Source organism: Acidovorax sp. BoFeN1, assembly GCF_003345135.1.
Taxonomy (GTDB): Bacteria; Pseudomonadota; Gammaproteobacteria; order Burkholderiales; family Burkholderiaceae_C; genus Acidovorax; species Acidovorax defluvii.
Genome location: NZ_QOZT01000015.1, coordinates 1 through 22,435, shown reverse-complemented (window position 1 = coordinate 22,435; position 22,435 = coordinate 1). Strand labels below are relative to the sequence as shown.

At 65.5% G+C, this 22,435-nt stretch carries 18 protein-coding genes; 10 read left to right on the top strand and 8 right to left on the bottom strand.

Annotation, left to right across the window (positions count from 1 at the left end):
* Nucleotides 1-148 precede the first annotated feature (148 nt).
* Nucleotides 149-970: a posphoenolpyruvate synthetase regulatory kinase/phosphorylase PpsR gene (ppsR, locus tag DTW89_RS05885; protein WP_024814558.1), complete on the bottom strand. Its 822-nt coding sequence runs from the start codon at nucleotides 968-970 to the stop codon at nucleotides 149-151.
* 194 nt (nucleotides 971-1,164) lie between these two features.
* Here ppsR and ppsA point away from each other — a divergent pair, with 194 nt between their 5' ends.
* Genes ppsA through DTW89_RS05870 form a run of 3 tightly spaced genes read left to right on the top strand, consistent with a single transcriptional unit; the run spans nucleotide 1,165 to nucleotide 6,030 of the window.
* Nucleotides 1,165-3,555 (top strand): phosphoenolpyruvate synthase, encoded by a 2,391-nt coding sequence (ppsA, locus tag DTW89_RS05880; protein WP_114655258.1) that lies wholly within the window; start codon nucleotides 1,165-1,167, stop codon nucleotides 3,553-3,555.
* 47 nt (nucleotides 3,556-3,602) lie between these two features.
* Entirely contained in the window at nucleotides 3,603-3,938 is a 336-nt protein-coding gene (locus DTW89_RS05875; RefSeq protein ID WP_024814560.1) for a DUF4212 domain-containing protein, read from the top strand.
* Nucleotides 3,931-6,030, top strand: a complete 2,100-nt coding sequence (locus tag DTW89_RS05870) for a VC_2705 family sodium/solute symporter (protein ID WP_114655257.1) — start codon at nucleotides 3,931-3,933, stop codon at nucleotides 6,028-6,030. Before DTW89_RS05875 ends, DTW89_RS05870 begins: the two co-directional genes overlap by 8 nt.
* A 321-nt stretch (nucleotides 6,031-6,351) precedes the next feature.
* Here DTW89_RS05870 and DTW89_RS05865 read toward each other — a convergent pair whose 3' ends face one another.
* From DTW89_RS05865 to DTW89_RS05855, 3 genes are all read right to left on the bottom strand, one after another.
* Nucleotides 6,352-6,708 (bottom strand): FKBP-type peptidyl-prolyl cis-trans isomerase, encoded by a 357-nt coding sequence (locus tag DTW89_RS05865; protein ID WP_024814562.1) that lies wholly within the window; start codon nucleotides 6,706-6,708, stop codon nucleotides 6,352-6,354.
* A 137-nt stretch (nucleotides 6,709-6,845) separates the two neighbouring features.
* The gene (locus DTW89_RS05860) at nucleotides 6,846-7,154 is read right to left on the bottom strand and encodes a winged helix-turn-helix transcriptional regulator (protein WP_024814563.1); all 309 of its coding nucleotides are present in this window, start codon (nucleotides 7,152-7,154) and stop codon (nucleotides 6,846-6,848) included.
* A gap of 167 nt (nucleotides 7,155-7,321) precedes the next feature.
* Nucleotides 7,322-7,609 carry a LysR substrate-binding domain-containing protein gene (locus DTW89_RS05855; protein ID WP_269089829.1) on the bottom strand — a complete coding sequence of 96 codons (288 nt, stop codon included), beginning with the start codon at nucleotides 7,607-7,609 and terminating at the stop codon, nucleotides 7,322-7,324.
* Between the two features lie 17 nt (nucleotides 7,610-7,626).
* Between DTW89_RS05855 and DTW89_RS05850 the strand changes: the two genes are divergently transcribed.
* From DTW89_RS05850 to DTW89_RS19675, 3 genes are read left to right on the top strand one after another with little or no spacing between them, the layout of a single operon-like run.
* Nucleotides 7,627-8,874: a CaiB/BaiF CoA transferase family protein gene (locus tag DTW89_RS05850; RefSeq protein WP_114655256.1), complete on the top strand. Its 1,248-nt coding sequence runs from the start codon at nucleotides 7,627-7,629 to the stop codon at nucleotides 8,872-8,874.
* Nucleotides 8,871-9,026: a hypothetical protein gene (locus tag DTW89_RS19680; RefSeq protein WP_236637048.1), complete on the top strand. Its 156-nt coding sequence runs from the start codon at nucleotides 8,871-8,873 to the stop codon at nucleotides 9,024-9,026. The genes DTW89_RS05850 and DTW89_RS19680 overlap by 4 nt, the downstream gene beginning before the upstream one ends.
* 38 nt (nucleotides 9,027-9,064) lie before the next feature.
* Nucleotides 9,065-9,238, top strand: a complete 174-nt coding sequence (locus DTW89_RS19675) for a hypothetical protein (protein ID WP_236637047.1) — start codon at nucleotides 9,065-9,067, stop codon at nucleotides 9,236-9,238.
* Nucleotides 9,239-9,444: 206 nt separating this feature from the next.
* Here the strand turns inward: DTW89_RS19675 and rpoD are convergent, their stop codons facing one another.
* Together rpoD and dnaG are read right to left on the bottom strand one after the other, a co-directional pair.
* Nucleotides 9,445-11,814, bottom strand: a complete 2,370-nt coding sequence (rpoD, locus tag DTW89_RS05840) for an RNA polymerase sigma factor RpoD (protein WP_114655255.1) — start codon at nucleotides 11,812-11,814, stop codon at nucleotides 9,445-9,447.
* Between the two features lie 253 nt (nucleotides 11,815-12,067).
* Complete coding sequence (gene dnaG, locus DTW89_RS05835) at nucleotides 12,068-14,047, bottom strand: DNA primase (protein ID WP_114655254.1); 1,980 nt, start codon at nucleotides 14,045-14,047, stop codon at nucleotides 12,068-12,070.
* A gap of 161 nt (nucleotides 14,048-14,208) precedes the next feature.
* Here dnaG and DTW89_RS05830 point away from each other — a divergent pair, with 161 nt between their 5' ends.
* The 4 genes from DTW89_RS05830 (at nucleotide 14,209) to bioD (ending at nucleotide 19,425) form a co-directional block, all read left to right on the top strand.
* Complete coding sequence (locus tag DTW89_RS05830; RefSeq protein ID WP_114655253.1) at nucleotides 14,209-15,855, top strand: acyl-CoA synthetase; 1,647 nt, start codon at nucleotides 14,209-14,211, stop codon at nucleotides 15,853-15,855.
* Nucleotides 15,856-16,119: 264 nt separating this feature from the next.
* Entirely contained in the window at nucleotides 16,120-17,439 is a 1,320-nt protein-coding gene (bioA, locus tag DTW89_RS05825) for an adenosylmethionine--8-amino-7-oxononanoate transaminase (RefSeq protein WP_114655252.1), read from the top strand.
* Nucleotides 17,429-18,646 (top strand): 8-amino-7-oxononanoate synthase, encoded by a 1,218-nt coding sequence (gene bioF, locus DTW89_RS05820; protein ID WP_114655251.1) that lies wholly within the window; start codon nucleotides 17,429-17,431, stop codon nucleotides 18,644-18,646. The genes bioA and bioF overlap by 11 nt, the downstream gene beginning before the upstream one ends.
* Nucleotides 18,643-19,425, top strand: a complete 783-nt coding sequence (gene bioD / locus DTW89_RS05815; RefSeq protein ID WP_114655250.1) for a dethiobiotin synthase — start codon at nucleotides 18,643-18,645, stop codon at nucleotides 19,423-19,425. The genes bioF and bioD overlap by 4 nt, the downstream gene beginning before the upstream one ends.
* Here bioD and DTW89_RS05810 read toward each other — a convergent pair.
* Nucleotides 19,422-20,483: an Ldh family oxidoreductase gene (locus tag DTW89_RS05810; protein WP_114655249.1), complete on the bottom strand. Its 1,062-nt coding sequence runs from the start codon at nucleotides 20,481-20,483 to the stop codon at nucleotides 19,422-19,424. The genes bioD and DTW89_RS05810 overlap by 4 nt on opposite strands.
* Nucleotides 20,484-20,580: 97 nt before the next feature.
* Nucleotides 20,581-22,416: a gamma-glutamyltransferase family protein gene (locus tag DTW89_RS05805; RefSeq protein ID WP_114655248.1), complete on the bottom strand. Its 1,836-nt coding sequence runs from the start codon at nucleotides 22,414-22,416 to the stop codon at nucleotides 20,581-20,583.
* Nucleotides 22,417-22,435: the final 19 nt, after the last annotated feature.

Below are 22,435 nucleotides of genomic sequence, written 5' to 3'. Positions count from 1 at the left end.
GATAGCTGCTAGCGCTTAATGGGCGAGGCCTAAGGCCGAATTTGTTCTAAATTTTCCCGGATTTGTATAGTGGGCGCAGCACACGCGCACCATGCAGTTTTTCGCATGTCGCCCCGGTCAATGGGCGCCCCTTGCGGGCGCCGCCGCATCAGTAGATCAGCCGGTCCGGCTGTAGCTCTTGCAGGATGGTGGTGGCGATTTCTTCGATGGATTTGGTGGTGGTAGACAGCCAGCGGATGCCAGCGCGGCGCATCATGGCCTCGGCTTCGGCCACCTCGTGGCGGCAGTTTTGCAGGCTGGCATAGCGCGATTCGGGTCGGCGTTCGCTGCGAATCTCGGACAGCCGCTCGGGGCTGATGGTCAGGCCAAAGATCTTTTTGCGAAACTCCATCAGCGCCGGTGGCAGCTGACGGCGGTCAAAGTCTTCGGGGATCAGCGGGTAGTTGGCGGCCTTCAGGCCATGCTGCATGGCCAGGTAGAGACTGGTGGGAGTTTTGCCGCTGCGGCTTACGCCCACCAGGATCACGTCGGCGCCCGCCAGGTCGCGGTGGCTTTGGCCATCGTCGTGCGCCAGGCTGAAATTGATGGCTTCGATGCGGTCGGTGTATTCCTTGCTGCGGCTCACATCCGAGAAGCGCCCCACCCGGTGGTGCGACTTGATTCCCAGCTCTTCCTCCAGTGGGTGCACGAAGGTGCCAAACATGTCCAGCAGCATGCCTTTGCAGCCCTCCTGGATGACTTTGAGCACCTCCATGTTGACCAGCGTGGTGAACACCACCGGTTTCTTGCCTTCCAGTTCGGCGGTGTGGTTGATCTGGCGCACCGCCTGGTGGGCCTTGTCCACGGTGTCCACGAACGGCAGGCGCACGCGGCGCGGCACCAACTCGAACTGGGCCAGGATGGCGTTGCCGAAAGTTTCGGCGGTGATGCCGGTGCCGTCAGACACAAAGAATACGGTGCGCGAGTGCATGGAAGAGGGGCCTTTCAGGACGTCAGCCTGTCGCCAGTGCGGCAGGCCTACAATTGTGACAATTATCCATTTCTCACCATGCACCCGGTCGGCCAACAACCACAACGACAAAGCTGCAGCCCGTGCATGGCCGCTCGCCCCTTGCTCCCTTCGGGCGGGCGCGCAGACCCGGTTTTAACTTCTGGAGCTCTCCCATGTCTGCACTTTTCAGCTCGACCGCCCTGGTCGTACCGTTTGAAAACCTGAGAATGACCGACGTCGAGGCGGTAGGCGGAAAAAACGCCTCCCTCGGCGAGATGATCTCGCAGCTGCCGCACGGCGTGCGCGTGCCCACGGGCTTTGCCACCACGGCCCATGCGTTCCGCGAATTTTTAGCCTTTGAAGGCCTGGCCGACCGCATCAGCGCCAAGCTGGCCGCGCTCGACACCGAAGACGTGCGTGCCCTGGCTGCCGTGGGCGCCGAGATCCGCGCCATGGTCGAGGCCCAGCCTTTCCCGGCCGATCTGCAAAAGGCCATTGCCGACGAATTCGCCAAATTGAGCGCAGGCAACCCGGCTGCCTCGTTTGCCGTGCGCTCGTCCGCCACGGCCGAAGACCTGCCCGACGCATCCTTTGCTGGCCAGCAGGAAACCTTCCTGAACGTGCATGGCATCGACGAGGTGCTGCACAAGATGAAGGAGGTTTTCGCCAGCCTCTACAACGACCGCGCTATCAGCTACCGCGTGCACAAGGGTTTTGCGCACGATGTGGTGGCCCTGTCTGCCGGCGTGCAGCGCATGGTGCGCTCTGACCTGGGCGCGGCCGGTGTGATGTTCACCATCGACACCGAAAGCGGTTTTGAAGACGTGGTGTTCATCACCAGCAGCTACGGCCTGGGTGAAACCGTGGTGCAGGGCGCCGTGAACCCAGACGAGTTCTATGTGCACAAGCCCATGCTCAAGGCGGGCAAAAAGTCGGTGATCCGCCGCAATCTGGGGTCCAAGCTGATCCAGATGGTGTTTGCCACTCCCGACGAAAAGGCCCAGACCGGCAAGCTCATCAAGACCATCGACGTGCCCACCGAGCAGCGCAACCGCTATTCGCTCACCGATGCCGACGTGGAGCTGCTGGCGCACTATGCCGTGGTGATTGAACAGCACTATGGCCGCCCCATGGACATCGAATGGGGCAAGGACGGCACCGACGGCCAGCTTTATATCTTGCAGGCCCGCCCTGAAACGGTGAAGAGCCAGGCCAAAGGCCAGGCCGAACTGCGCTACAAGCTCAAGGGCCATGGCGCCGTGCTGGCCGAAGGCCGTGCCATTGGCCAGAAGATCGGCACCGGCCCCGTGCGCATCGTGCACAACATCAGCGAGATGGACAAGGTGCAGCCCGGCGATGTGCTGGTGACCGACATGACCGACCCCAACTGGGAGCCCGTGATGAAGCGCGCCAGCGCTATCGTCACCAACCGCGGTGGCCGCACTTGCCACGCCGCCATCATTGCCCGCGAGCTGGGCATTCCGGCGGTGGTGGGCTGCGGTGACGCTACCGAGCGCCTGAAAGACGGCACGTTGGTCACGGTGAGCTGCTCGGAAGGCGACACCGGCCGCATCTATGACGGTCTGCTCGAAACCGAGATCACCGAAGTGCAGCGCGGCGAGATGCCAGCCATCAAGACCAAGATCATGATGAACGTGGGCAACCCGCAACTGGCGTTTGACTTTTGCCAGTTGCCCAACGAGGGCGTGGGCCTGGCGCGGCTCGAGTTCATCATCAACAACAACATTGGCGTGCACCCCAAGGCCATTCTTGACTACCCGAACATCGACAACGACCTGAAAAAAGCCGTGGAATCGGTGGCACGAGGTCATGCCAGCCCGCGCGCTTTCTATGTAGACAAGGTGGCCGAAGGTGTGGCCACCATTGCGGCAGCCTTCTGGCCCAAGCCCGTCATCGTGCGCTTATCCGACTTCAAGAGCAATGAATACCGCAAGCTCATTGGCGGCAGCCGTTACGAGCCCGAGGAAGAAAACCCGATGCTGGGTTTTCGCGGTGCGGCGCGCTACATCAGCACCGAGTTCGGCGAAGCCTTTGCGATGGAATGCGAAGCTTTGAAGCGCGTGCGCAACGACATGGGCCTGACCAACGTGCAGGTGATGGTGCCGTTTGTGCGCACACTGGGCCAGGCCGAGCGCGTGACCAAGTTGCTGGCTGCCCACGGGCTTGAGCGCGGCAAGGACGACCTCAAGGTCATCATGATGTGCGAGGTGCCCAGCAATGCCATCCTGGCCGATCGCTTCCTGGAGTTCTTCGACGGTTTCTCCATCGGTTCCAACGACCTGACCCAGCTCACCCTGGGCCTGGACCGCGACTCGGGCCTGGAGTTGCTGGCAAAGGACTTTGACGAGCGCGACCCGGCCGTCGAGGCGCTGATCCACCAGGCCATCAAGGCCTGCCTGGCGCAGGGCAAATACATCGGTATCTGCGGCCAGGGCCCGTCAGACCACCCTGACTTTGCGCAGTGGCTGGCCAAAGAGGGCATTTCGTCGATTTCGCTGAACCCTGACAGCGTGATCGCCACCTGGCAGCAACTCGCACGCTGAGCGAGCAGGGGCTGCACTTTGTCAACCCACGGTAGCGAGCACCCTGGATGCGGCCCCTGAAAAAAACCCACGAGCCCGAGCTGGCCGGGCCCTTCCCACCAGACCTGCACGATGTGCGCCACCTGTGGCTCAAGGGGGGGCTGCTCTTGCTGTGGGTGCTGGTCTCATTTGTGGCCACATTCTTTGCCCGCGATCTGCAGTTGCTGGTGGCCGGGGGCTGGCCGCTGGGTTACTGGATCGCCGCCCAAGGCGCGGTGTTGATGTTCATTGCCATCGTCGTGGCCTACTGCTGGGCCATGAACCGCTTTGAGCGCCAGGACGCCGCACAGGCGGCTGCGCAGATGGCAGAGCGCGCGCCGGTACCGGCCAGACCCCATGGCTGATCCCGGTGGTGCTAAACAGGGGGGTGAAGACAAGGCCTACCTCTGGCGCCTGCACCGCATCTTTGCCCTGTATGTGGTGGGGGTGGTGGCATTTTTGGCCCTGATGGCCTGGGCAGAGCAGCGGGGGCTTTCGAGGCACTGGATCGGCCCGATCTTCCTGTTTCTCACGGTAATGGTCTACGCCGGTATCGGTGTGTACGGCCGCACCACCGATCCCGAAGAGTATTACGTGGCGGGGCGGCGCATTCCGCCCATCTACAACGGCATGGCGGCGGCGGCCGACTGGATGAGCGCCGCCTCGTTCATCAGCCTGTCGGGTGCGCTGTATCTGCAGGGTTTTTCTGGCACGCCGGGCCAGGCGGGCGGGCTGGCCTACCTGCTGGGCTGGACCGGCGGCTTTTGCCTGGTGGCCCTGCTGATCGCCCCGCATCTGCGTGCCATGGGCCTTTACACGGTGCCCGATTTTTTTCATGTGCGTTTTGGCGGGCGCTGGCCGCGCATCATTGCCGCGCTGGCGGCGGTGCTGTGCTCGTTCACCTACGTGGTGGCCCAGATTTATGGCGTGGGCCTGATTGCATCGCGCCTCACGGGGGTGCAGTTCGAGATCGGCATCATGCTGGGGCTGGGCGGTGTGCTGCTGTGCTCGTTTCTGGGCGGCATGCGCGCCATCACCTGGACGCAGGTGGCGCAATATGTGGTGCTGCTGCTGGCCTTTTTGATCCCGGTGTCTTGGCTGGCCTACAAGCAGCTGGGCAATCCGATGGCGCCCCTGGTGTATGGCGCGCAGCTGGGCAAGATTGCCGATATGGAAGAGCGGCTGCTTGACTCGCCGGCAGAGCACCAGGTGGTGGTGGCCTATTTGCGCCGGGCGCAGGACTTCGAGGCGCGGCTGCAGGACGTGGAGGGCGCGCTGGAGCGCGAGCGCGAAAAGGCGCGCGAACGCGTTCGTGCCCTGCGTGACCAGAATGCCGATGTGGGCCTGATTGTTTCGGCCAGCCGTGAGCTGGTCTCGCTGCCCCGCGATGCGGCATCGGCGCGCGAGCGCTGGACGCGCGAGATGCGCGAGAACTATGAGCGCGCCCGCCCCCTGGGAGGCCTGCCGCTGCACAGCCAGGCCTTCGCAGGCGACCCCAACGGCTCGCCGCATGAGCGAAAGGAGTATGAACTGGCGCGGCGCAACTTCCTGGCGCTCATGTTCTGCCTGATGGTGGGCACTGCGGGCCTGCCACATTTGCTGACCCGTTACTACACGGCGCCCTCGGTGGCTGCGGCGCGGACGTCGGTGGCGTGGTCGCTGTTTTTCATTGCCTTGCTTTACCTTAGCGCGCCAGCGCTGGCCGTGCTGGTGAAGTTCGAGGTCATGCAGAACCTGGTGGGCAGCAGTTTTGAAACCCTGCCCAACTGGCTGGCGCAGTGGGCCCGGGTGGACGCATCGCTGTTGTCGGTGGAAGACGTGAACGGCGATGGCCTGGTGCAGTTTGGCGAAATCCGGCTGGGTGCCGACCTCATCATGCTGGCCACGCCAGAGCTGGGGGGGCTGCCGTATGTGGTGTCGGGCCTGGTGGCTGCGGGCGGGCTGGCGGCGGCATTGTCCACTGCCGACGGGCTGCTGCTGACCATCAGCAACGCGCTGGTGCGCGACCTCTATTACCGCGGGGCTCCCCGGGAGGCATCGCCCGAACAGCGCGTCATCCTGACCAAGTTCACCTTGCTGTCGGTGGCGCTGGCGGCGGCGTTTGTAGCGGCACTCAAGCCGGCCGAAATTCTGCCGCTCGTGTCTGCGTCGTTTTCTCTGGCTGCGTCGGCCTTTGTGCCGGTGATGGTGCTGGGTATCTTCTGGCGCGGAACCACGCGCCAGGGGGCGGTGGCCGGCATGCTCGCCGGGCTGGGCATTGCCGTGTATTACATGCTTTCGCATGTGCCCGTCTTGCGCACCTGGGCGGGCTGGTTGCTGGCGGATGGCCTGTGGTTTGGCATCCAGCCCATTTCTGCGGGGGTGTTTGGCGTGCCCGCAGGGCTGATCGTGGCGGTGGTGGTGAGCCGCATCACCCGACCGGCTCCAGCGCTGCCCCTGGTGCGCTCCGAGATGTAGGCACTGCCAGCCTGCGCAATCGGGCAACAGGAGCCGTTTCGCCGACAGCCAATACCGCGCAGAGTGTGCCAGGTGTGCCGGCCAGCCTGCACAACCCCGCAATCAAAAAAGCGGCCACAGGGGCCGCTTTGGATGACCTGCACAACCCTCGCGCGTCGGTGGTAGTGCGGATCGGGATGGGCCGCAAGGCGTCTTTTTGCAGCCAGTAGCCCCACTATTGGAAAGATAAGCAACGCAGTGGACCGCCCGAGACCGCGCTATCACAGACCGCAGGGAGTTATGCAGGTCATCCCTTGGTGCAGGGAGAGGGGAGCCGCTGTTTCAGCGCACGCCCAGCAGTTCCACGTCGAACTTCAGCGTGGCGTTGGGGGGAATCACACCGCCGGCGCCGCGTGCGCCATAGCCCAGTGCGGCCGGGATGATCAGGGTGCGCTGGCCACCGATCTTCATGCCTTGCACGCCTTCGTCCCAGCCCTTGATGACCATACCCGCGCCCAGCGAGAACGCGAAGGCGTCGTTGCGGTCGCGGCTAGAGTCGAACTTGGCACCTTGCTCGCCATTGTTGTAAAGCCAGCCGGTGTAGTGCACCGAGACGTTCTGGCCCTTGGTGGCTTCGGCGCCTTCGCCGATGACGGTGTCTTCGTATTGCAGGCCGGATGCGGTGGTGGTCAGTGCCATGGTGAAATTCCTTGAGTGCTATTAAAAATATAGCTGCTAGCGCTTATGGATAGTGCGCTAGCAGCCATTTTGGCCCGTATTTTAGCAAAAGCCCGGCAAGCGGGCAGGGCAGCGCGGGTCAGCGGATGGGCGCTGCTTCAGGCCTTCTTGGCGCGGCCCGCTACCCAGCGGGTGGCAAAGGCTTGCACGTCCGACAGGCGCTTGAGCAGATCGGCGCCCGACGGGGTGACGGTGTAACCGTCGCTGCCGTGGTCGACAAAGCCGGCCTCGCGCAGTTCCTTGATGCGGGTGTTCAAGGTGTTGGGCGTGATGCCGCCCACACTGTCTTGCAGCAGGCGGAAGGTCTGGGGGTGGCCATCGCGCAGGGCCCAGAGCACGCGCAGTGCGTAACGGCATTCAAGCCGTTCAAACAGCTGGTTGATGGCGGCATTTTCTTTGGAGCTCATGGATGTTTCTCCTCGCGCGAGTGTTGGGTCAGATTCCGGGGTGGCGCGAAAGGCACCACGTCCGAGGGAGCGCTGCGACTATAGCGCGGAACCCGTTTTGCTACAAGTTTGGTAGCTCAAAAGGCACAGTGCACATGCACCTGCCCCGTAAATTGCCTCAAACCATTTCAAAGTGTTGCATGCGGGCCACGAACAAGGTGATCGGGCTCGCCGGCGCACGCCAGGTGGTGCACCAGCAGCCGTGCGCAGGGTGGAAGCGTCTGGCTGCTGCGGTAACACACGGCAAAACGGCGGCGTACCCAGGCATCGCTCAGGGGAACAATGCGCACCGGGGCCGTGCGGGCAAAGGGCCCGGCCACCTCGCGCGGCACCACGCTGATGGCCAGGTTGGCCCGGGCGCAAGTGGCCGCTGCGGTCAGCGCGCCGGCTGCCGTGGCTTCATCGTTCCACTGTATCCTTTATCGTGAGCCCCATGACTTCTGCACCTTCGTCACCTGCTGCCCCTGCTTCATCGTCCACCCCTGGCACCACATCGCGCCCCTTGCCCCTGGCGGGGCTGCGCGTGGTGGAGTTCACCCACATGGTCATGGGCCCCACCTGCGGCATGGTGCTGGCCGATCTGGGGGCCGAAGTCATCAAGGTCGAGCCCGTGGAGGGCGACCGCACCCGCCACCTGCTGGGCGCGGGCGCGGGTTTTTTCCCCATGTTCAACCGCAACAAGAAGAGCATTGCGCTCGACCTGCGCCGCCCCGAGGGGCTGGAGGTGGCGCGCAAGCTGGCGGCCTCGGCCGACGTGGTGGCGCAAAACTTCAAGCCCGGCGTGATGACCAAATACGGGCTCGACTATGCGGCACTGAGCCAGCTCAACCCGCGCCTCATCTACGTGAACCACACCGGTTTTCTGCCCGGCCCCTACGAGCACCGCACCGCGCTGGACGAGGTGGTGCAGATGATGGGCGGCCTGGCTTACATGACCGGCCGCCCCGGCGACCCGTTGCGCGCGGGCACCAGCGTGAACGACATCATGGGCGGCATGTTTGGCGCCATCGGGGTCATGGCGGCCCTGATGCAGCGCGGCATCACCGGGCGCGGGCAGGAGGTGGACTCGGCCCTGTTCGAGAACAACGTGTTTCTGGTGGGCCAGCACATGATGCAATACGCCGTCACCGGCCAGCCTGCCGCGCCCATGCCCGAGCGCATTTCGTCGTGGGCGCTGTACGACGTGTTCAGCGTGAAGGATGGCGAGCAGATTTTTCTGGCCGCTGTGAGCGATGCGCAGTGGATCACCTTTTGTGATGCCCTGGGCTTTGCCGACCTCAAGGCCGATCCGCAACTGGCGACCAACAACGACCGCGTGCGCCAGCGTGCCACGATGCTGCCCGAACTGCGCCAGCGCCTGGCCGCTTACAGCGCTGCCGAGCTGACGGTCATCTTCGAGAAAAACGGACTGCCTTTTGCGCCCATCCTGCGGCCCGACCAGCTGTTTGACGACCCGCACCTCAACGCCACCGGTGGCCTGGCCGACATCACGCTGCCCGATGGCGAGCGTGCCGGGCAGACCGCTCGCACCACGCTGTTCCCGTTGCGCATGGACGGCCAGCGGCTGGGCGTGCGCCTGCAGCCGCCCGTGCTGGGCCAGCACACCGTCGAGCTCATGGAAGAGCTGGGTTACACCGGCGAGCAGGTGCAGGCCTTACGGGCACAAGGGGCGGTGGCATGAATCGCCAGATCCAGATAGCGTTCGTTGCCATTGCCGTGGCGGCGTCCCATGTGAAGCCGGGCGCACGGCGGGCCATCGGTTTGTCGTCCCCCACCCGTTCGCCCCTGCTGCCCGATTTGCCGACGATCGTCGCGCAGGGCCTGCCCCATTAGCGCTGGACGGCTGGGTGGCGGTGGCGGGGCCTGCAGGCGTGCCCAAACCCGGGGTGGAGCGCGCCTACCAGGCGGTGCGCAGCGCGGTGGCGGTTTCAGAGGTGCGCGTTGCCTTGCTGGCGCAGGGCTACCAGCTGCAAAGCCCGCCTCCTGATTCAACGGCCGCCTTCTTTCGCAGCGAGGTCAGCCGCATGGCCAAACTGGTGGCGTAGTCAGGGTTCAAGCTGGATTGATTGCTATTATTTATATAGCTATGGGCGCTTATCCATAAATCGCTGGAGGCTATTTTGATTCATATTCTCTGAAGCGGCCTGTTCCCAGTACCAGGTCACCCCCAAAGCACGACGCCCCAGCACCGGGTGGGTGGCTGGGGCGTCTGCGCGACCAGACCCTGTTGCCAGGGTGATTGCGGTGCGGTTTACAGCGAGTCGATAAAGCTGCGCAGCTTGTCCGAGCGGCTGGGGTGCTTCAACTTGCGCAGCGCCTTGGCTTCTATTTGGCGGATGCGCTCGCGCGTCACGTCAAACTGCTTGCCCACTTCTTCCAGGGTGTGGTCGCTGGTCATTTCGATTCCAAAGCGCATGCGCAGCACCTTGGCTTCGCGCGGCGTGAGGCCATCGAGGATGTCCTTGACCACATCGCGCAGACCGGCCTGCATGGCGGCTTCGATAGGGGCGGTGTTGGCGCCATCCTCGATGAAGTCGCCCAGGTGGCTGTCGTCGTCGTCGCCGATGGGCGTTTCCATGGAGATCGGCTCTTTGGCGATCTTCATGATCTTGCGGATCTTGTCCTCGGGGATCTCCATCTTGGCCGCCAGGATGGATGCATCGGGCTCAAAGCCAAACTCTTGCAAGTGCTGGCGGCTGATGCGGTTCATCTTGTTGATCGTCTCGATCATGTGCACCGGGATACGGATGGTGCGCGCCTGGTCGGCGATCGAGCGGGTGATGGCCTGGCGAATCCACCACGTGGCGTAGGTCGAGAACTTGTAGCCACGGCGGTATTCGAACTTGTCCACCGCCTTCATCAGGCCGATGTTGCCTTCCTGGATCAAATCGAGGAACTGCAGGCCACGGTTGGTGTACTTCTTGGCGATCGAAATAACCAGGCGCAGGTTGGCCTCGATCATTTCCTTCTTGGCATCGCGCGAGGTCGATTCACCCTCGTTCATGCGCTTGTTGATGCCTTTGAGTTCAGCCAGCGGCACGACCACGCGCGATTGCAGGTCGGTCAGCTTTTGCTGCAGATCCTGGATGGGCGGGATGTTGCGCGCCATGATGGTCGACCATGGCTTGCCGGCCGCAGCCTGCTTTTCCACCCACTTGAGGTTGAGCAGGTTGGCCGGGAAGTCCTTGATGAAGGTTTCCTGGGGCATGCCGCACTTGTCCACGATGATGCGGCGCAGCTCGCGCTCTTTCTTGCGCACATCATCGACCTGGCCGCGCACCATGTCGCACAGCTTCTCTATGGTCTTGGCCGTGAAGCGGATGGTCATCAGCTCTTCCGACAGGGCCGCCTGGGCCTTCACGTAGGCCGGCGTGCCGTAGCCTTCCTTGTCGTAGATCTTGTGTACCTTCTCGAACAGCTCGCGCAGCTTGTCAAAGCGCTCCAGCGCCTGCTTCTTGAGTTCTTCGAGCTTTTTGGTCAGGGCCTTGGAGCCGCCCTTGCCGTCGTCGTCATCGGCTTCGTCGAATTCGTCAAAGTCTTCTTCGGCCACATAGTCGTCGGCCTCATTGGGGTTGGAGAAACCGTCCACGATGGTGGAGATGACGACCTTGCCTTCGCGGATGTCTTCGCCCATGTTCAGGATTTCGGCGATGGTGGCGGGCGATGCGCTGATCGCCTCCATCATGGCCATCAGGCCGCCTTCGATGCGCTTGGCGATTTCGATTTCGCCTTCGCGGGTCAGCAGCTCGACCGTGCCCATTTCGCGCATGTACATGCGCACGGGGTCGGTGGTGCGGCCGAACTCGCTGTCCACGGTGGACAGTGCGGCCTCGGCGGCTTCTTCGGCTTCTTCTTCGGTCGCGCCCGCGGGGGCGTTGTCGGTGATGATCAGCGCCTCGGCATCGGGCGTCTGCTCGTAAACCGCCACGCCCAGATCGTTCAGCGTGGTGATGACGGCTTCGAGGGTTTCGGCATCGACCAGCTTGTCGGGCAGGTGGTCGGAGATTTCAACGTGCGTGAGGTAGCCGCGCGTCTTGCCCAGCTTGATCAGGGTCTTCAGGCGCGCCCGGCGCTTGGCCATGTCTTCTTCGGACAGGACGGTTTCGTCCAGGCCGAATTCTTTCATCAAGGCGCGCTCTTTCGCCTTGCTGATCTTCATGCGCAGGGGCTTGACCTTCTCGGCCGTGGGGGTGGCTTCTGTCTCGGGTTCCACTTCGCCTTCGAGATCGGATTCGATGTCGGACAGGTCTGCGTCGTCACTGCTGATTTCGCCTGCAGCGGCCTTGGGCTTGCGGCCGCGTTTGGCGGGGACCTTGGCTTCGGCGGTGCCGGCGGCCTTGGCTGGGCGGCCGGGGCGCTTTTTAGGGGGTTCGTCGCCATCGGACGGGGCCGCTGCGGCGCGGGCAGGCTTCTTCTTCAGCAATTCATCGGCAGCTTTAATCAGCTCGGCAGAACTTTTCACGGACACAGTTTTCACTTTCTTGGCAGCCGGGGCAGGGGCGGCAGCGGCGGCCTTGGGGGGCGCGGCTTTGGCCGGTGCTTTGGCAGCGGTTTTGGAGACAGCCTTCGCGGCGGTGCCTGGGGCGGACTTGAGCGGCTTCGCGGACTTTTGAGCAGGCATAAAACAACCTCGGAGTCAAAAACGGACACAAAGAAAACGCAAGCGCCTCGGATCCCGGCGCGGGTGACACTGCAAAAGCAGAGCTGCTGCAGGTAGAGGAGTGATCCTCAAGGGCAAGATGTCTGGGCGAACATTTGGTGTGCAGTCCTTGCGATGGGTGGACGGTTGTGCGCGTTTGTCACGGTGGTCCGGCTCGGAGGTGCTGCTGTCGCTCTTGCCGACAAACCCTACATTATACCGGCCGCACTGTATTTCAAGCGCTACGCGGCGCGATGCCCTGCAGAATGTTGCGCCGCTGCTCCAGTGCGCGGTAGCGTTCGAGCGCAGTGGGGTCTTGCGCGGCCTGAAGAATCAGGGCTTTTTGCTGGGCGTTGATGTCTTCGATCAGCATGCGGTTCAAAAGATCGCGCAGCTCCAGCCGCAATTCGTGCAGGTCGCCCTCGGTCTGGGCGTGCGAGCCGGTCATCACTTTCACTGCCAGGGCTTCACAGGGATGGCCCCGCAGGCTTTCCCGCAGTAGCGCCCAGGCCAGCGGGCCGTGCTCGTGCAATTGCCCTTCCAGCCAGCTGAACAGCGGGCCGTGCGGAGCGGGCAGGGCGCACAGCGCGGCGTGGTCGTCGTGTGTCAGATCTTCCAGAAACGCCATGTGCGACAAAAGCAGGCGTGCGGCGTGGTCTGCGCGGCTGGCGGTGGGGGTGCGCGGCAGGCGTGGCTGGGGCGGCCAGGGTGCGGCGTCCTTCTTTTTCCAACCGCCGCCTTTCCAGTCGCTGCCCTTGCGAAAGGGTGGTTTCTGGGGCGAGCCGTAGCCGCCGCCGGGCGATTGCCAGCCGGGTTCGGCCGGCGCGCCCCACGGGGGCTCGTCTGCCGGTGCGGCGGCATGGCGATGTGAGGCGCTGGCGCTGGCGCCGGGGTGGCGCGCTGCCTCCTGGGCGGCGGTCTTGCTCCAGAGGTCGGACAGGTCGTGCGCGTCCAGCTGGGCCAGCTGGGCCAGCTCGGTGAGCACCTGGCGCCGCAGCACGCCCTCGGGCAGTGCGCTCCACAACGGCCGGGCATTGCTGGCCATGTGCGCGCGGCCTTCTGCCGTGCCCAGGTCGCAGCTTTCGCTGGCGGCTTCGATCAGGAAGCGGCTCAGCGGAACGGCATCGCCAATATGGCGGGCAAAGGCGTCGGAGCCATGCGCGCGCACAAAGCTGTCGGGGTCGTGCTCGGGCGGCAGAAACAAAAACTTGATGCTGCGCGTGTCGCTGGCATGGGGCAGGGCGCCATCAAGCGCCTTGCGGGCTGCCCGGCGGCCGGCGGTGTCGCCATCAAAGCTGAACACCACGGAGTCGGTGAAGCGCAGCAGCTTTTGCACATGTTCGGGCGTGCAGGCAGTGCCCAGCGTGGCCACAGCGTTCGGGAAACCCAGCTGCGCCAGCGCCACTACGTCCATGTAGCCCTCGGTGACCAGCGCAAAGCCCTGCTCGCGGATGGCGGTGCGGGCCTCGAACAGGCCATAGAGCTCGCGGCCCTTGTGGAACACCGGGGTTTCCGGCGAATTGAGGTATTTGGGCTTGTCGTCCCCCAGCACGCGCCCGCCAAAGCCGATGCACTCGCCCTTCACATTGCGGATGGGGAACATCACCCGGTCGCGGAAGCGGTCGTAGCGTTTGCCGCCGTCCTCGTCGTTCACGATGACCAGCCCGCTTTCTTCGAGCAGCGGGTCGTCGTAGTGCGGGAAAACGCTGGCCAGGCTGCGCCAGCCTTCGGGGGCATAGCCCAGGCCATAGCGCTTGGCCACCGCGCCCGACACGCCCCGGCCCTTGAAATACGCCACGGCCCGGGGTGATGTGCGCAGTTGCTGGCGGTAGGCCTCGGCGGCTTTTTCAAGCACATCGGTCAGCGTGGCCTGCTTTTGCCGGGCGGCGGCTGCACGCTCTTTCTCTTGGGGGGAAATGTCATCGTCCGGCACCTGCAGGCCCACCTGCTGGGCCAGGTCCTGCACGGCCTCGATGAAGCCCATGCCGGCGTGCTCCATCAAAAAGCTGATGGCGTTGCCGTTCTTGCCGCAGCCAAAGCAGTGATAGAACTGCTTGGCGGGGCTGACGCTGAAAGAGGGCGATTTCTCGCCATGAAAGGGGCACAGCCCCATGAAATTGGCGCCGCCCTTTTTGAGCTGCACGTAGCGGCCCACGATATCCACCACGTCAACGCGCGCGAGCAGTTCCTGGATGAAAGATTGGGGGATCGACACCCGGGTATTTTGAACGATCCTGCGCGTGCGGCTCAGCCCACGGTTTTGCGGCGGCGCACGCGCACGATGGCGTCCTCATCCGCCATCTCCAGGTCTTCCCCCAGCACCGGACGATCACAGGGCGGATACAGTCCATGTGTCGCCGTACCGGAGAAACCGCCATGACCAGCATCTACGACCAGCAATTGCCCCGCACTGAAGCCAACTTTGCGCCCCTGTCGCCGCTGGGTTTCATCGAGCGCACCGCCGAGGTTTACCCCGACCGCCTGGCCATCGTGCATGGGGATCTGCGCCAGACCTGGGCCCAGACCTATGCGCGCTGCCGCCAGCTGGCCAGCGCGCTGGCGCGCTCGGGCATCGGCAAGAACGACACCGTGGCCGTGATGCTGCCCAACACGCCGCCCATGGTGGAGGCGCACTTTGGCGTGCCCATGGCGGGCGCCGTGCTCAACGCCCTGAACACCCGGCTCGACCCCGAGGCCATTGCCTTCATGCTCGACCATGGCGAGGCCAAGGCGGTGATCGTGGACCCCGAGTTCGCGGGCACGATGGCCAAGGCCCTGGCGCTGCGCCAGAGCCAGGCGCCGCTGCTGCTGATCGACGTGGAGGATGCCGTTTACGGCCCTGCCAGCCAGCGGCTCGGCAACACCACCTACGAGGCTTTTCTGGCCGGCGGCGACCCGCAATTCGCCTGGGATTTGCCCGCCGACGAGTGGGATGCCATTGCTCTCAACTACACATCCGGCACCACCGGCAACCCCAAGGGCGTGGTTTACCACCACCGGGGCGCGGCTACCAACGCCATCAGCAATGTGCTCGAGTGGGACATGCCCAAGCACGCCGTCTATCTGTGGACACTGCCCATGTTCCACTGCAACGGCTGGTGCTTTCCGTGGACGGTGGCGGCGCGCGCCGGTGTCAACGTCTGCCTGCGCCGGGTGGAGGCGCAGGCGATTTTTGATGCCATTCGCAACCATGGCGTCACGCACTATTGCGGCGCGCCCATCGTGCACGGCCTGCTGGTCAACGCGCCCGACGCCCTGAAAGTGGGCCTGCCCTCGGGCGTGAAGGCCATGGTGGCCGGCGCCGCGCCACCCGCCTCGATGATCGAGGGCATGGAGAAGATGGGGTTCGATCTGACCCACGTCTATGGCCTCACCGAGGTGTATGGCCCGGCGACGGTGTGCGCCAAGCACGATGCGTGGAACGACCTCGACATCGGCGAGCGCGCCCGCCTCAACGCCCGCCAGGGCGTGCGCTACCACCTGCAGCGCGATGTGCAGGTGCTCGACCCCGAAACCATGCAGCCCGTGCCCTGGGACGGCGAAACCATGGGCGAGATCATGTTCAAGGGCAACATCGCCATGAAGGGTTACCTCAAGAACCCCAAGGCCACCGAAGAAGCCTTTGCCGGCGGCTGGTTCCACAGCGGCGATCTGGCCGTGCAGTACCCCGACGGCTACATCAAGATCAAGGACCGCAGCAAGGACATCATCATCTCGGGCGGCGAGAACATCTCGTCCATCGAAGTGGAAGACGTGCTCTACCGCCATCCCGACGTGCTGGCCGCCGCCGTGGTGGCCAAGCCCGACGCGAAGTGGGGCGAAACACCCTGCGCCTTTGTGGAGCTGAAAGCCGGCGCGCAGGCCACCGCCGATGACATCGTGCAGCATTGCAAGAAGCACCTGGCCGGCTTCAAGGTGCCACGCGCCGTGGTGTTTGGCGAAATCCCCAAAACCGCCACGGGCAAGATCCAGAAGTTCGAGCTGCGCAAACAGGCGGGCTCGGCCACGGCGATCAACGTTTGACCGTGTCAGCACTGCCGGCCGCGCTGGCAGTGTTTTGATTGCTATTATATTAATAGCTGTTTGCGCTTTATCCATAAGGGCTGATGCCCTATTTTGTTCAAATACTGCCCCCTGGCCTCGGTGCGCCGATAAAGCGGTGTAACCGGGGTGGAGGCCGGGTGCGATACTTGCCCCGGTTTTTCATCCCCATCCGCGCGGGGGCGTGCATGTGCCTTGCGCCGGCCCTTCATCCGTGCCCGCTTGCCCGGGCGAGTGAGTTGTTGATTGAAGTCCCTGAACTCCCCTGATCTGGCCGCCCGCAGCCTGGCTGCGGTCTGGCATCCCTGCACCCAGATGGCGCGTGCCGCCGTGACCCCACCGCTGGCCCTTGCACGGGGTGAAGGGCCCTGGCTTTTCGACCTGGAAGGGCGGCGCTATTTCGACGCCAACAGCTCCTGGTGGGTCAACCTGTTCGGGCACTCGGATGCCGGCATTCGCGCCGCCATCACGCACCAGCTTGAAACCCTGCCCCATGTGATGCTGGCCGGTTGCACCCATGCGCCCGCGGTAGAGCTGGCCGAAAAATTGTCGGCCCTGACCGGTGGCGCGCTGGGCCACGCCTTCTTTGCCAGCGACGGCGCCTCGGCCGTCGAGATCGCGCTGAAGATGAGCTTTCATTCGTGGTCCAACCGGGGCCAGGCGGACAAGCGCGAATTCGTCTGTCTGCGCAACGGCTACCACGGCGAAACCATTGGCGCGCTGGCCGTGACCGACGTGGCGGTGTTCCGCGATGCCTACGACCCGCTGCTGATGCGCGCCCACATCGTCGATTCGCCCGATGCGCGCCAGGGCCCGGGCAGCGAGGCCCTCGCGCTGGCCGACCTGCACCGCGTGCTGACCGAGCGGCGCGGCCATGTGGCGGCCCTCATCATCGAGCCGCTGGTGCAGTGCGCCGCCGGCATGGCGATGCATGAGCCCTCTTACCTGCGCGCTGTGCGGGCCTTGTGCGACGAGTTCGACATCCACCTCATTGCCGATGAGATCGCGGTGGGCTGCGGGCGCAGCGGCACCTTCTTTGCGTTCGAGCAGGGCGAGTGCGGCTGGCCCGACTTCATCACGCTCTCCAAGGGCATCAGCGGCGGCACGCTGCCGCTGTCGCTGGTGCTGACCACCGAAACGGTGTACCAGAGCTTCTGGAGCGAGCAGGTGGGGCGCGGCTTTCTGCACTCGCACTCCTACACCGGCAACCCATTGGCCTGCGCGGCGGCCAATGCCGTGCTCGACCGCTTTGCCTCCGACCAGGTGCTGGAGAAAAACCGTGTGCAGGCCCGGCTGCTGGCCGAGGCCTTCGCGCCGCTGGCCACCGACCCACGCGTGCACCACCTGCGCCAGCGCGGCATGATCCTGGCGTTCGACGTGCGCGAGCCCGGTGAGCGTTTTGCCGAGCGCTTTCACCTGGCGGCACGCGCGCATGAACTGCTGATCCGTCCCATTGGCGCCACGGTGTACCTGATGCCGCCCTATCTCATTGACGCGCCCACGGCGCAGTTTTTGTTCCAGGCCGTGATGGCCACGCTCACGGAGGTGCTTGATCATGCTGCTTGACCATTTGAACCAGAAACTGCAGGCCATCGCAGCCAAGGATCTAACGCGCGTGCTGCGTGAAGCCGAGAGCGCCACCGCGCCAGTGCAGCGCGTGCGCGGCGCCGACGGGCAATCGCGCGAGCTGCTGATGTTCTGCAGCAACGACTACCTTGGCCTGGCCGCCCATCCGGCACTGGCCGAGGCACTGGCCGAGGGCGCGCGCCTGTACGGCGCTGGCTCGGGCTCGTCGCACCTCATCAGCGGGCATTCGAGCGCGCACGCGGCGCTGGAGCGTGCCCTGGCGGCGGCCGTGGCGCCCGCCATTCCCGACGCCGAGGCGCTGTTCTTTTGCACCGGCTTCATGGCCAACCTGGCGGTGCTGACGGCCCTGGGCGATGCCGATGCGGTGATTTTTTCGGAAGAGCTGAACCATGCCTCGCTGATCGACGGCGCGCGCCTGGCTAAGGCATCGGTGCAGCGCTATGCCCACTGCGATGTGGCGCAGCTTGACGCGCTGCTGGGCGCCTGCACGGCCCGCATCAAGCTCATCGTCACCGATGCGGTGTTCAGCATGGATGGCGACGTGGCCCCGCTCAATGCCCTGCTGGCGCTGGCCGAACGGCACGACGCCTGGCTGGTGGTGGACGATGCCCACGGCTTTGGCGTGCTGGGGCCGCAGGGGCGCGGCACGCTGGCGCACTTTGGCCTGCGCAGCGAGCGGCTGATCATGGTGGGCACGCTGGGCAAGGCCGCCGGCGTGGCCGGGGCCTTTGTGGCTGCGCACCCCACCGTCATCCAATACCTGATCCAGGCCGCGCGGGCCTACATCTTCACCACCGCCGCGCCGCCCGCCGTAGCCCATGCGCTGCTGCAAAGCCTGGCGCTGATGGCGGGCGAAGAGGGCGAACAGCGCCGCGCCAACCTCGTGCGCCTGCAGGCGCAGCTGCGGGCCGGCGTGGGCGCCATCCTGGCGCGCCATCCGGGCCTGGGCTGGCGGCTGATTGCGTCGGACACGCCCATCCAGCCGCTGGTCATCGGCGAGAACGCCGCCGCGCTGCGGGTGGCCTCCATCCTCGACTGCGCCGGCCTGCGCGTGCCGGCCATCCGCCCGCCCACCGTGGCGCCGGGCACGGCGCGCCTGCGCATCACGCTGTGTGGCACGCACAGCGCGGCCGACATCGATCGCCTGCTGGCGGCGCTGGCCCAGGCCGCGGCGGAGCTGGCATGACGCGCGGTCTTTTCAGCGCCGGGCCGCCCCAAGATGAAAAGCAGCCCCCTCGGGGGGGCAGCGACCCGCGAAGCGGTGGAGCGTGGGGGGCATTTTTCATCACCGGCACCGACACCGAGATCGGCAAGACCGCCATCACCGCTGCGCTCACGCACCTTGCGGCGCAGTCGGGCCTGCGCGCGGCCGCCATCAAGCCGCTGGCGGCGGGGCAGGACTGCGTGGACGGCCGCTGGGTCAACGAAGACGTGCTGCGCCTGCGCGCGGCCAGCAACATGGACCTGCGCGATGACGAGGTGGGCCCGCTGCAACTGCGCACGCCCTGCGCGCCACACATCGCCGCCCGCCTGGAGGGCCGCACCATCTCGCGCGATTCGCTGCTGGCCGCCGTGCGCGGTGTGGCGGCGCGGGCGGACATCGCATTTGTCGAAGGCGTGGGCGGGTTTCGGGTGCCGCTAGTCCCTGGCTGGGACACCGCCGACCTGGCCGTGGACCTGGGGCTGCCGGTGGTGCTGGTGGTGGGCCTGCGCCTGGGCTGCATCAACCACGCGCTACTCACGGCCGAAGCCGTGCGCGCGCGCGGCCTGCCATTGGCCGGCTGGGTGGCCAACACGGTCGATGCCGCCATGGCGCATGGTGCCGACAACCTGGCTGCGCTGGAGGCGGGCCTTTCGGCCCCCTTGCTGGGCCATGTGCCCCGGCTCTCCGACCCGCATCCGGCAGCCATTGCGGCCCATTTGCCAAAGGCGCTGGCACTGTTGCTGGCGCAGCAGGCCGCTTAGGCGAGAGGCCGGGGCACGGCTGGTTCACTGAACCAGGGTGCCGCTGCCAGGCCGCGCAGCCGGGCGAGTTCTTCGCTGTCGATCGCGATGCCATGGCGCTCGGATTCGGCGCGCTGCTGGTAGCGGCGGTCGCCGGGCTGGCGGGCCTGGCCGGCGGCGCGCATTTGCTGCACCAGGGTTTCGGTGCGCTGCGCAAAATTGTGGCCAGCGCCCTTGCCGGGGTCGATCACGATGAGCAGCTCGCCCGTCCTGGGCGTTTTGGCGCCGGGGTGCTGCGACCAGTCAAAGTCAAACGAGAAGTTGCCGCCCGTGAGCGCCGCAGCCAGCAGCTCGACCATCATCGACAGGGCCGATCCCTTGTAGCCGCCAAACGGCAGCAGCGCACCGCCGTCCAGGATGGCGGCCGGGTCGCAGGTGGGCTGGCCGTGGCAGTCCACGCCGTAGCCCTCGGGCAGGGTGTGGCCCGCGCGCGCGGCAATCTGCACGTCGCCGTGGGCGATGGCGCTGGTGGCGAGGTCAAACACCAGCGGGTCGCCCCCTGTGCGCGGCGCGGCAAAGGCGATGGGGTTGGTGCCAAACAAGGCCTTGTGCCCACCCGTGGGCACCACGCAGGCCATGCTGTTCACGAAGGCCAGCGCCACCAGCCCTTCGCGGGCAAAGGGCTCCACGTCGGGCCAGAGCGCGGCGAAATGGTGCGAGTTGCGGATGGCCAGCAGCGCAATGCCGTTGCGGCGCGCCTTGTCGATCAGCAGGCCACGCGCAGCCTGCAGGGCCGGTTGTGCAAAGCCGTTGCAGGCATCCACGGCCACGTATCCGGGTGCCACGTCTTGCACCTGCGGCACGGCCTGCCCGTTGACCCAGCCGCTGGCCAGCGTTGAAAGGTAGCCAGGGATGCGGAAGATGCCATGGCTTTCGGCGCCGTCGCGCTGGGCGCTGGCGCAGTTGGCGGCCAGCACGGCCGCCACTTCGGCCGAGGTGCCGTGGCGCAGAAAGATCTGGGTGAGCAGGGCTTGCAGCTCGGCGCAGGAAACCAGCGAAGTGCCGGCGCTGTGGGGCATGTGCGGAGTCGGTGCGGGCATGTGTATTTGCTATGTTTTGTATAGCTGCTTGCGCTTATTTATAAAGCGCTAGAGCCTGTTTTGATGCTGATTATTATCAGTCACCCATCACCACGCCTTCGCGCCGCGGGTCGGCGCCGCCCAGCCATACCTTTTTGCCATGGGCCTGGCCCCGGGTGATGGCCTGCAGGCCGCTGGTCATGTTCATCTCGCGCACCTCGGCGCCGCGTGCGCGCAGGGCCTGCACTGTGGCGGGAGGGAAGCGGTTTTCTTCCAGCAGCGTGGGGCCGTTCATGGAGCCGAAATTGGGCAGGTTGATGGCCTGCTGCGGCATCAGGCCCCAGTTGAGCACGCCATACAGCGCCTTGGCCGTGTAGTGGATGATGGCCGCGCCGCCGGGGCTGCCGCCGCTCATCAGAAGCTCGCCGCTGGCCTGGTCAAACACCAGCGTGGGCGCCATGGACGAGCGCGGCCGCTTGCCCGGCTGCACGCGGTTGGCAATGGGCTGGCCCTGGGCGTCGGTGGGGGCAAAGCTGAAGTCGGTGAGTTCGTTGTTGAGCAAAAAGCCCCCGCGGCGCGCGGCGCTGGTGGTGACCATCTGGCGTGAGCCAAACTGGTCTTCGATGGTGGTGGTCATGGCCACCGCGTTGCCAAAGGCGTCCACGATGCTGATGTGGCTGGTGCCGTATTCGGGCTGCTCGGGCATGGGGGCAAAGCTGGTGCGCAGGGCGCCCGGCGTGCCCGGTTGCGCCACCTTCATGCTCTGCGCACCGATCAGTTGGGCGCGGCTGGCCAGATAGGCGGGCTCCAGCAGGCTCATCCAGCTGCCGGCCGGGGGGTGCACGAAATCGGGGTCGGCCACGTAGAGCGCACGGTCGGCAAAGGCCAGGCGCGCCGCTTCGGTGTAGAGGTGCAGCCAGTCGGCGCCGGGGGCAGGGCCGCGCAGACCGTCTTGCAGTGGTATGGCAGCCGCGTTGGTGTTTTGGAGGATGCCCAGGATCTGGCCGATGGCGATGGCACCCGAACTCGGCGGCGGAAAGCCGCACACGCGGTAGTTGCGGGGCGCAACCTGGTAGCTGGTGCACAGGGCTTCGCGCTTTTTGGGCTGGTAACCGGCCAGATCGGCCAGGCTGAGCTGGCCTGGATTGGTGGGGTGCGTGCGCACCTTGGTCACGATGGCCTGGGCCACGTCGCCCTCCAGCAGCGCCTTTGAGCCTTGCCGGGCGATGGCCCGCAGCACGGCAGCCAGCTCGGGGTTCTTCAACACATGGCCCACGGGCCAGGGTTTGCCGGCGGCGTCGTAGAAGTAGGTGGCGGCCACGGGGTCTTTGGACAGGAATTTGTCGTTGGCCAGCAAGGTGTTGAGCCGCGCGCTGACCTTGAAGCCGCCCTCGGCCAGTTGGATGGCGGGCTCGAACAGCTGCGCCCATGCCAGCTTGCCATGCTCGCGGTGTGCCAGCTCCAGCATGCGCACCGTGCCCGGAACGCCCACCGAGCGGCCGCCCACGACGGCGTCGTTGAAGGGCAGGGGCTTGCCGTCCGCGCCGATGAAGAGCTTGTCGGTGACGGCAGCGGGTGCTGTTTCGCGCCCGTCATAGGCTTCCACGCGGGCACCCGCAGCATGCAGCAGGAAGGCGCCGCCGCCAATGCCGCTCGACTGCGGCTCGACCAGCGTCAGCACCATCTGCACCGCAATGGCCGCGTCGATGGCCGAGCCGCCCGCCTTGAGCACCTGGTAGCCCGCGTCGGTGGCCAGCGGGTTGGCCGCGGCCACGGCAAACTTCTCGGTGGCCCAGCCTGGTTTTTCGGTGGTGCCCGACGAGCCCTCGGGCTGGCTGGGCACGGTGTAGGCCAGCGGCGGTGCGGTGTTGCAACCGGCCAGCAGCGCGGCGGCGGCGATCAGCGCAATGCGAAGGGGGGTGGTCTTGGGCATCCGGTGTTCTCCATGGGGT

Coding starts and splice junctions, on each gene's coding strand:
- ppsR (WP_024814558.1), bottom strand. CDS start 970: ATGCACTCGCGCACCGTATTCTTTGTGTCTGACGGCACCGGCATCACC.
- ppsA (WP_114655258.1), top strand. CDS start 1,165: ATGTCTGCACTTTTCAGCTCGACCGCCCTGGTCGTACCGTTTGAAAAC.
- DTW89_RS05875 (WP_024814560.1), top strand. CDS start 3,603: ATGCGGCCCCTGAAAAAAACCCACGAGCCCGAGCTGGCCGGGCCCTTC.
- DTW89_RS05870 (WP_114655257.1), top strand. CDS start 3,931: ATGGCTGATCCCGGTGGTGCTAAACAGGGGGGTGAAGACAAGGCCTAC.
- DTW89_RS05865 (WP_024814562.1), bottom strand. CDS start 6,708: ATGGCACTGACCACCACCGCATCCGGCCTGCAATACGAAGACACCGTC.
- DTW89_RS05860 (WP_024814563.1), bottom strand. CDS start 7,154: ATGAGCTCCAAAGAAAATGCCGCCATCAACCAGCTGTTTGAACGGCTT.
- DTW89_RS05850 (WP_114655256.1), top strand. CDS start 7,627: ATGACTTCTGCACCTTCGTCACCTGCTGCCCCTGCTTCATCGTCCACC.
- DTW89_RS19680 (WP_236637048.1), top strand. CDS start 8,871: ATGAATCGCCAGATCCAGATAGCGTTCGTTGCCATTGCCGTGGCGGCG.
- rpoD (WP_114655255.1), bottom strand. CDS start 11,814: ATGCCTGCTCAAAAGTCCGCGAAGCCGCTCAAGTCCGCCCCAGGCACC.
- DTW89_RS05830 (WP_114655253.1), top strand. CDS start 14,209: ATGACCAGCATCTACGACCAGCAATTGCCCCGCACTGAAGCCAACTTT.
- bioF (WP_114655251.1), top strand. CDS start 17,429: ATGCTGCTTGACCATTTGAACCAGAAACTGCAGGCCATCGCAGCCAAG.
- bioD (WP_114655250.1), top strand. CDS start 18,643: ATGACGCGCGGTCTTTTCAGCGCCGGGCCGCCCCAAGATGAAAAGCAG.
- DTW89_RS05810 (WP_114655249.1), bottom strand. CDS start 20,483: ATGCCCCACAGCGCCGGCACTTCGCTGGTTTCCTGCGCCGAGCTGCAA.
- DTW89_RS05805 (WP_114655248.1), bottom strand. CDS start 22,416: ATGCCCAAGACCACCCCCCTTCGCATTGCGCTGATCGCCGCCGCCGCG.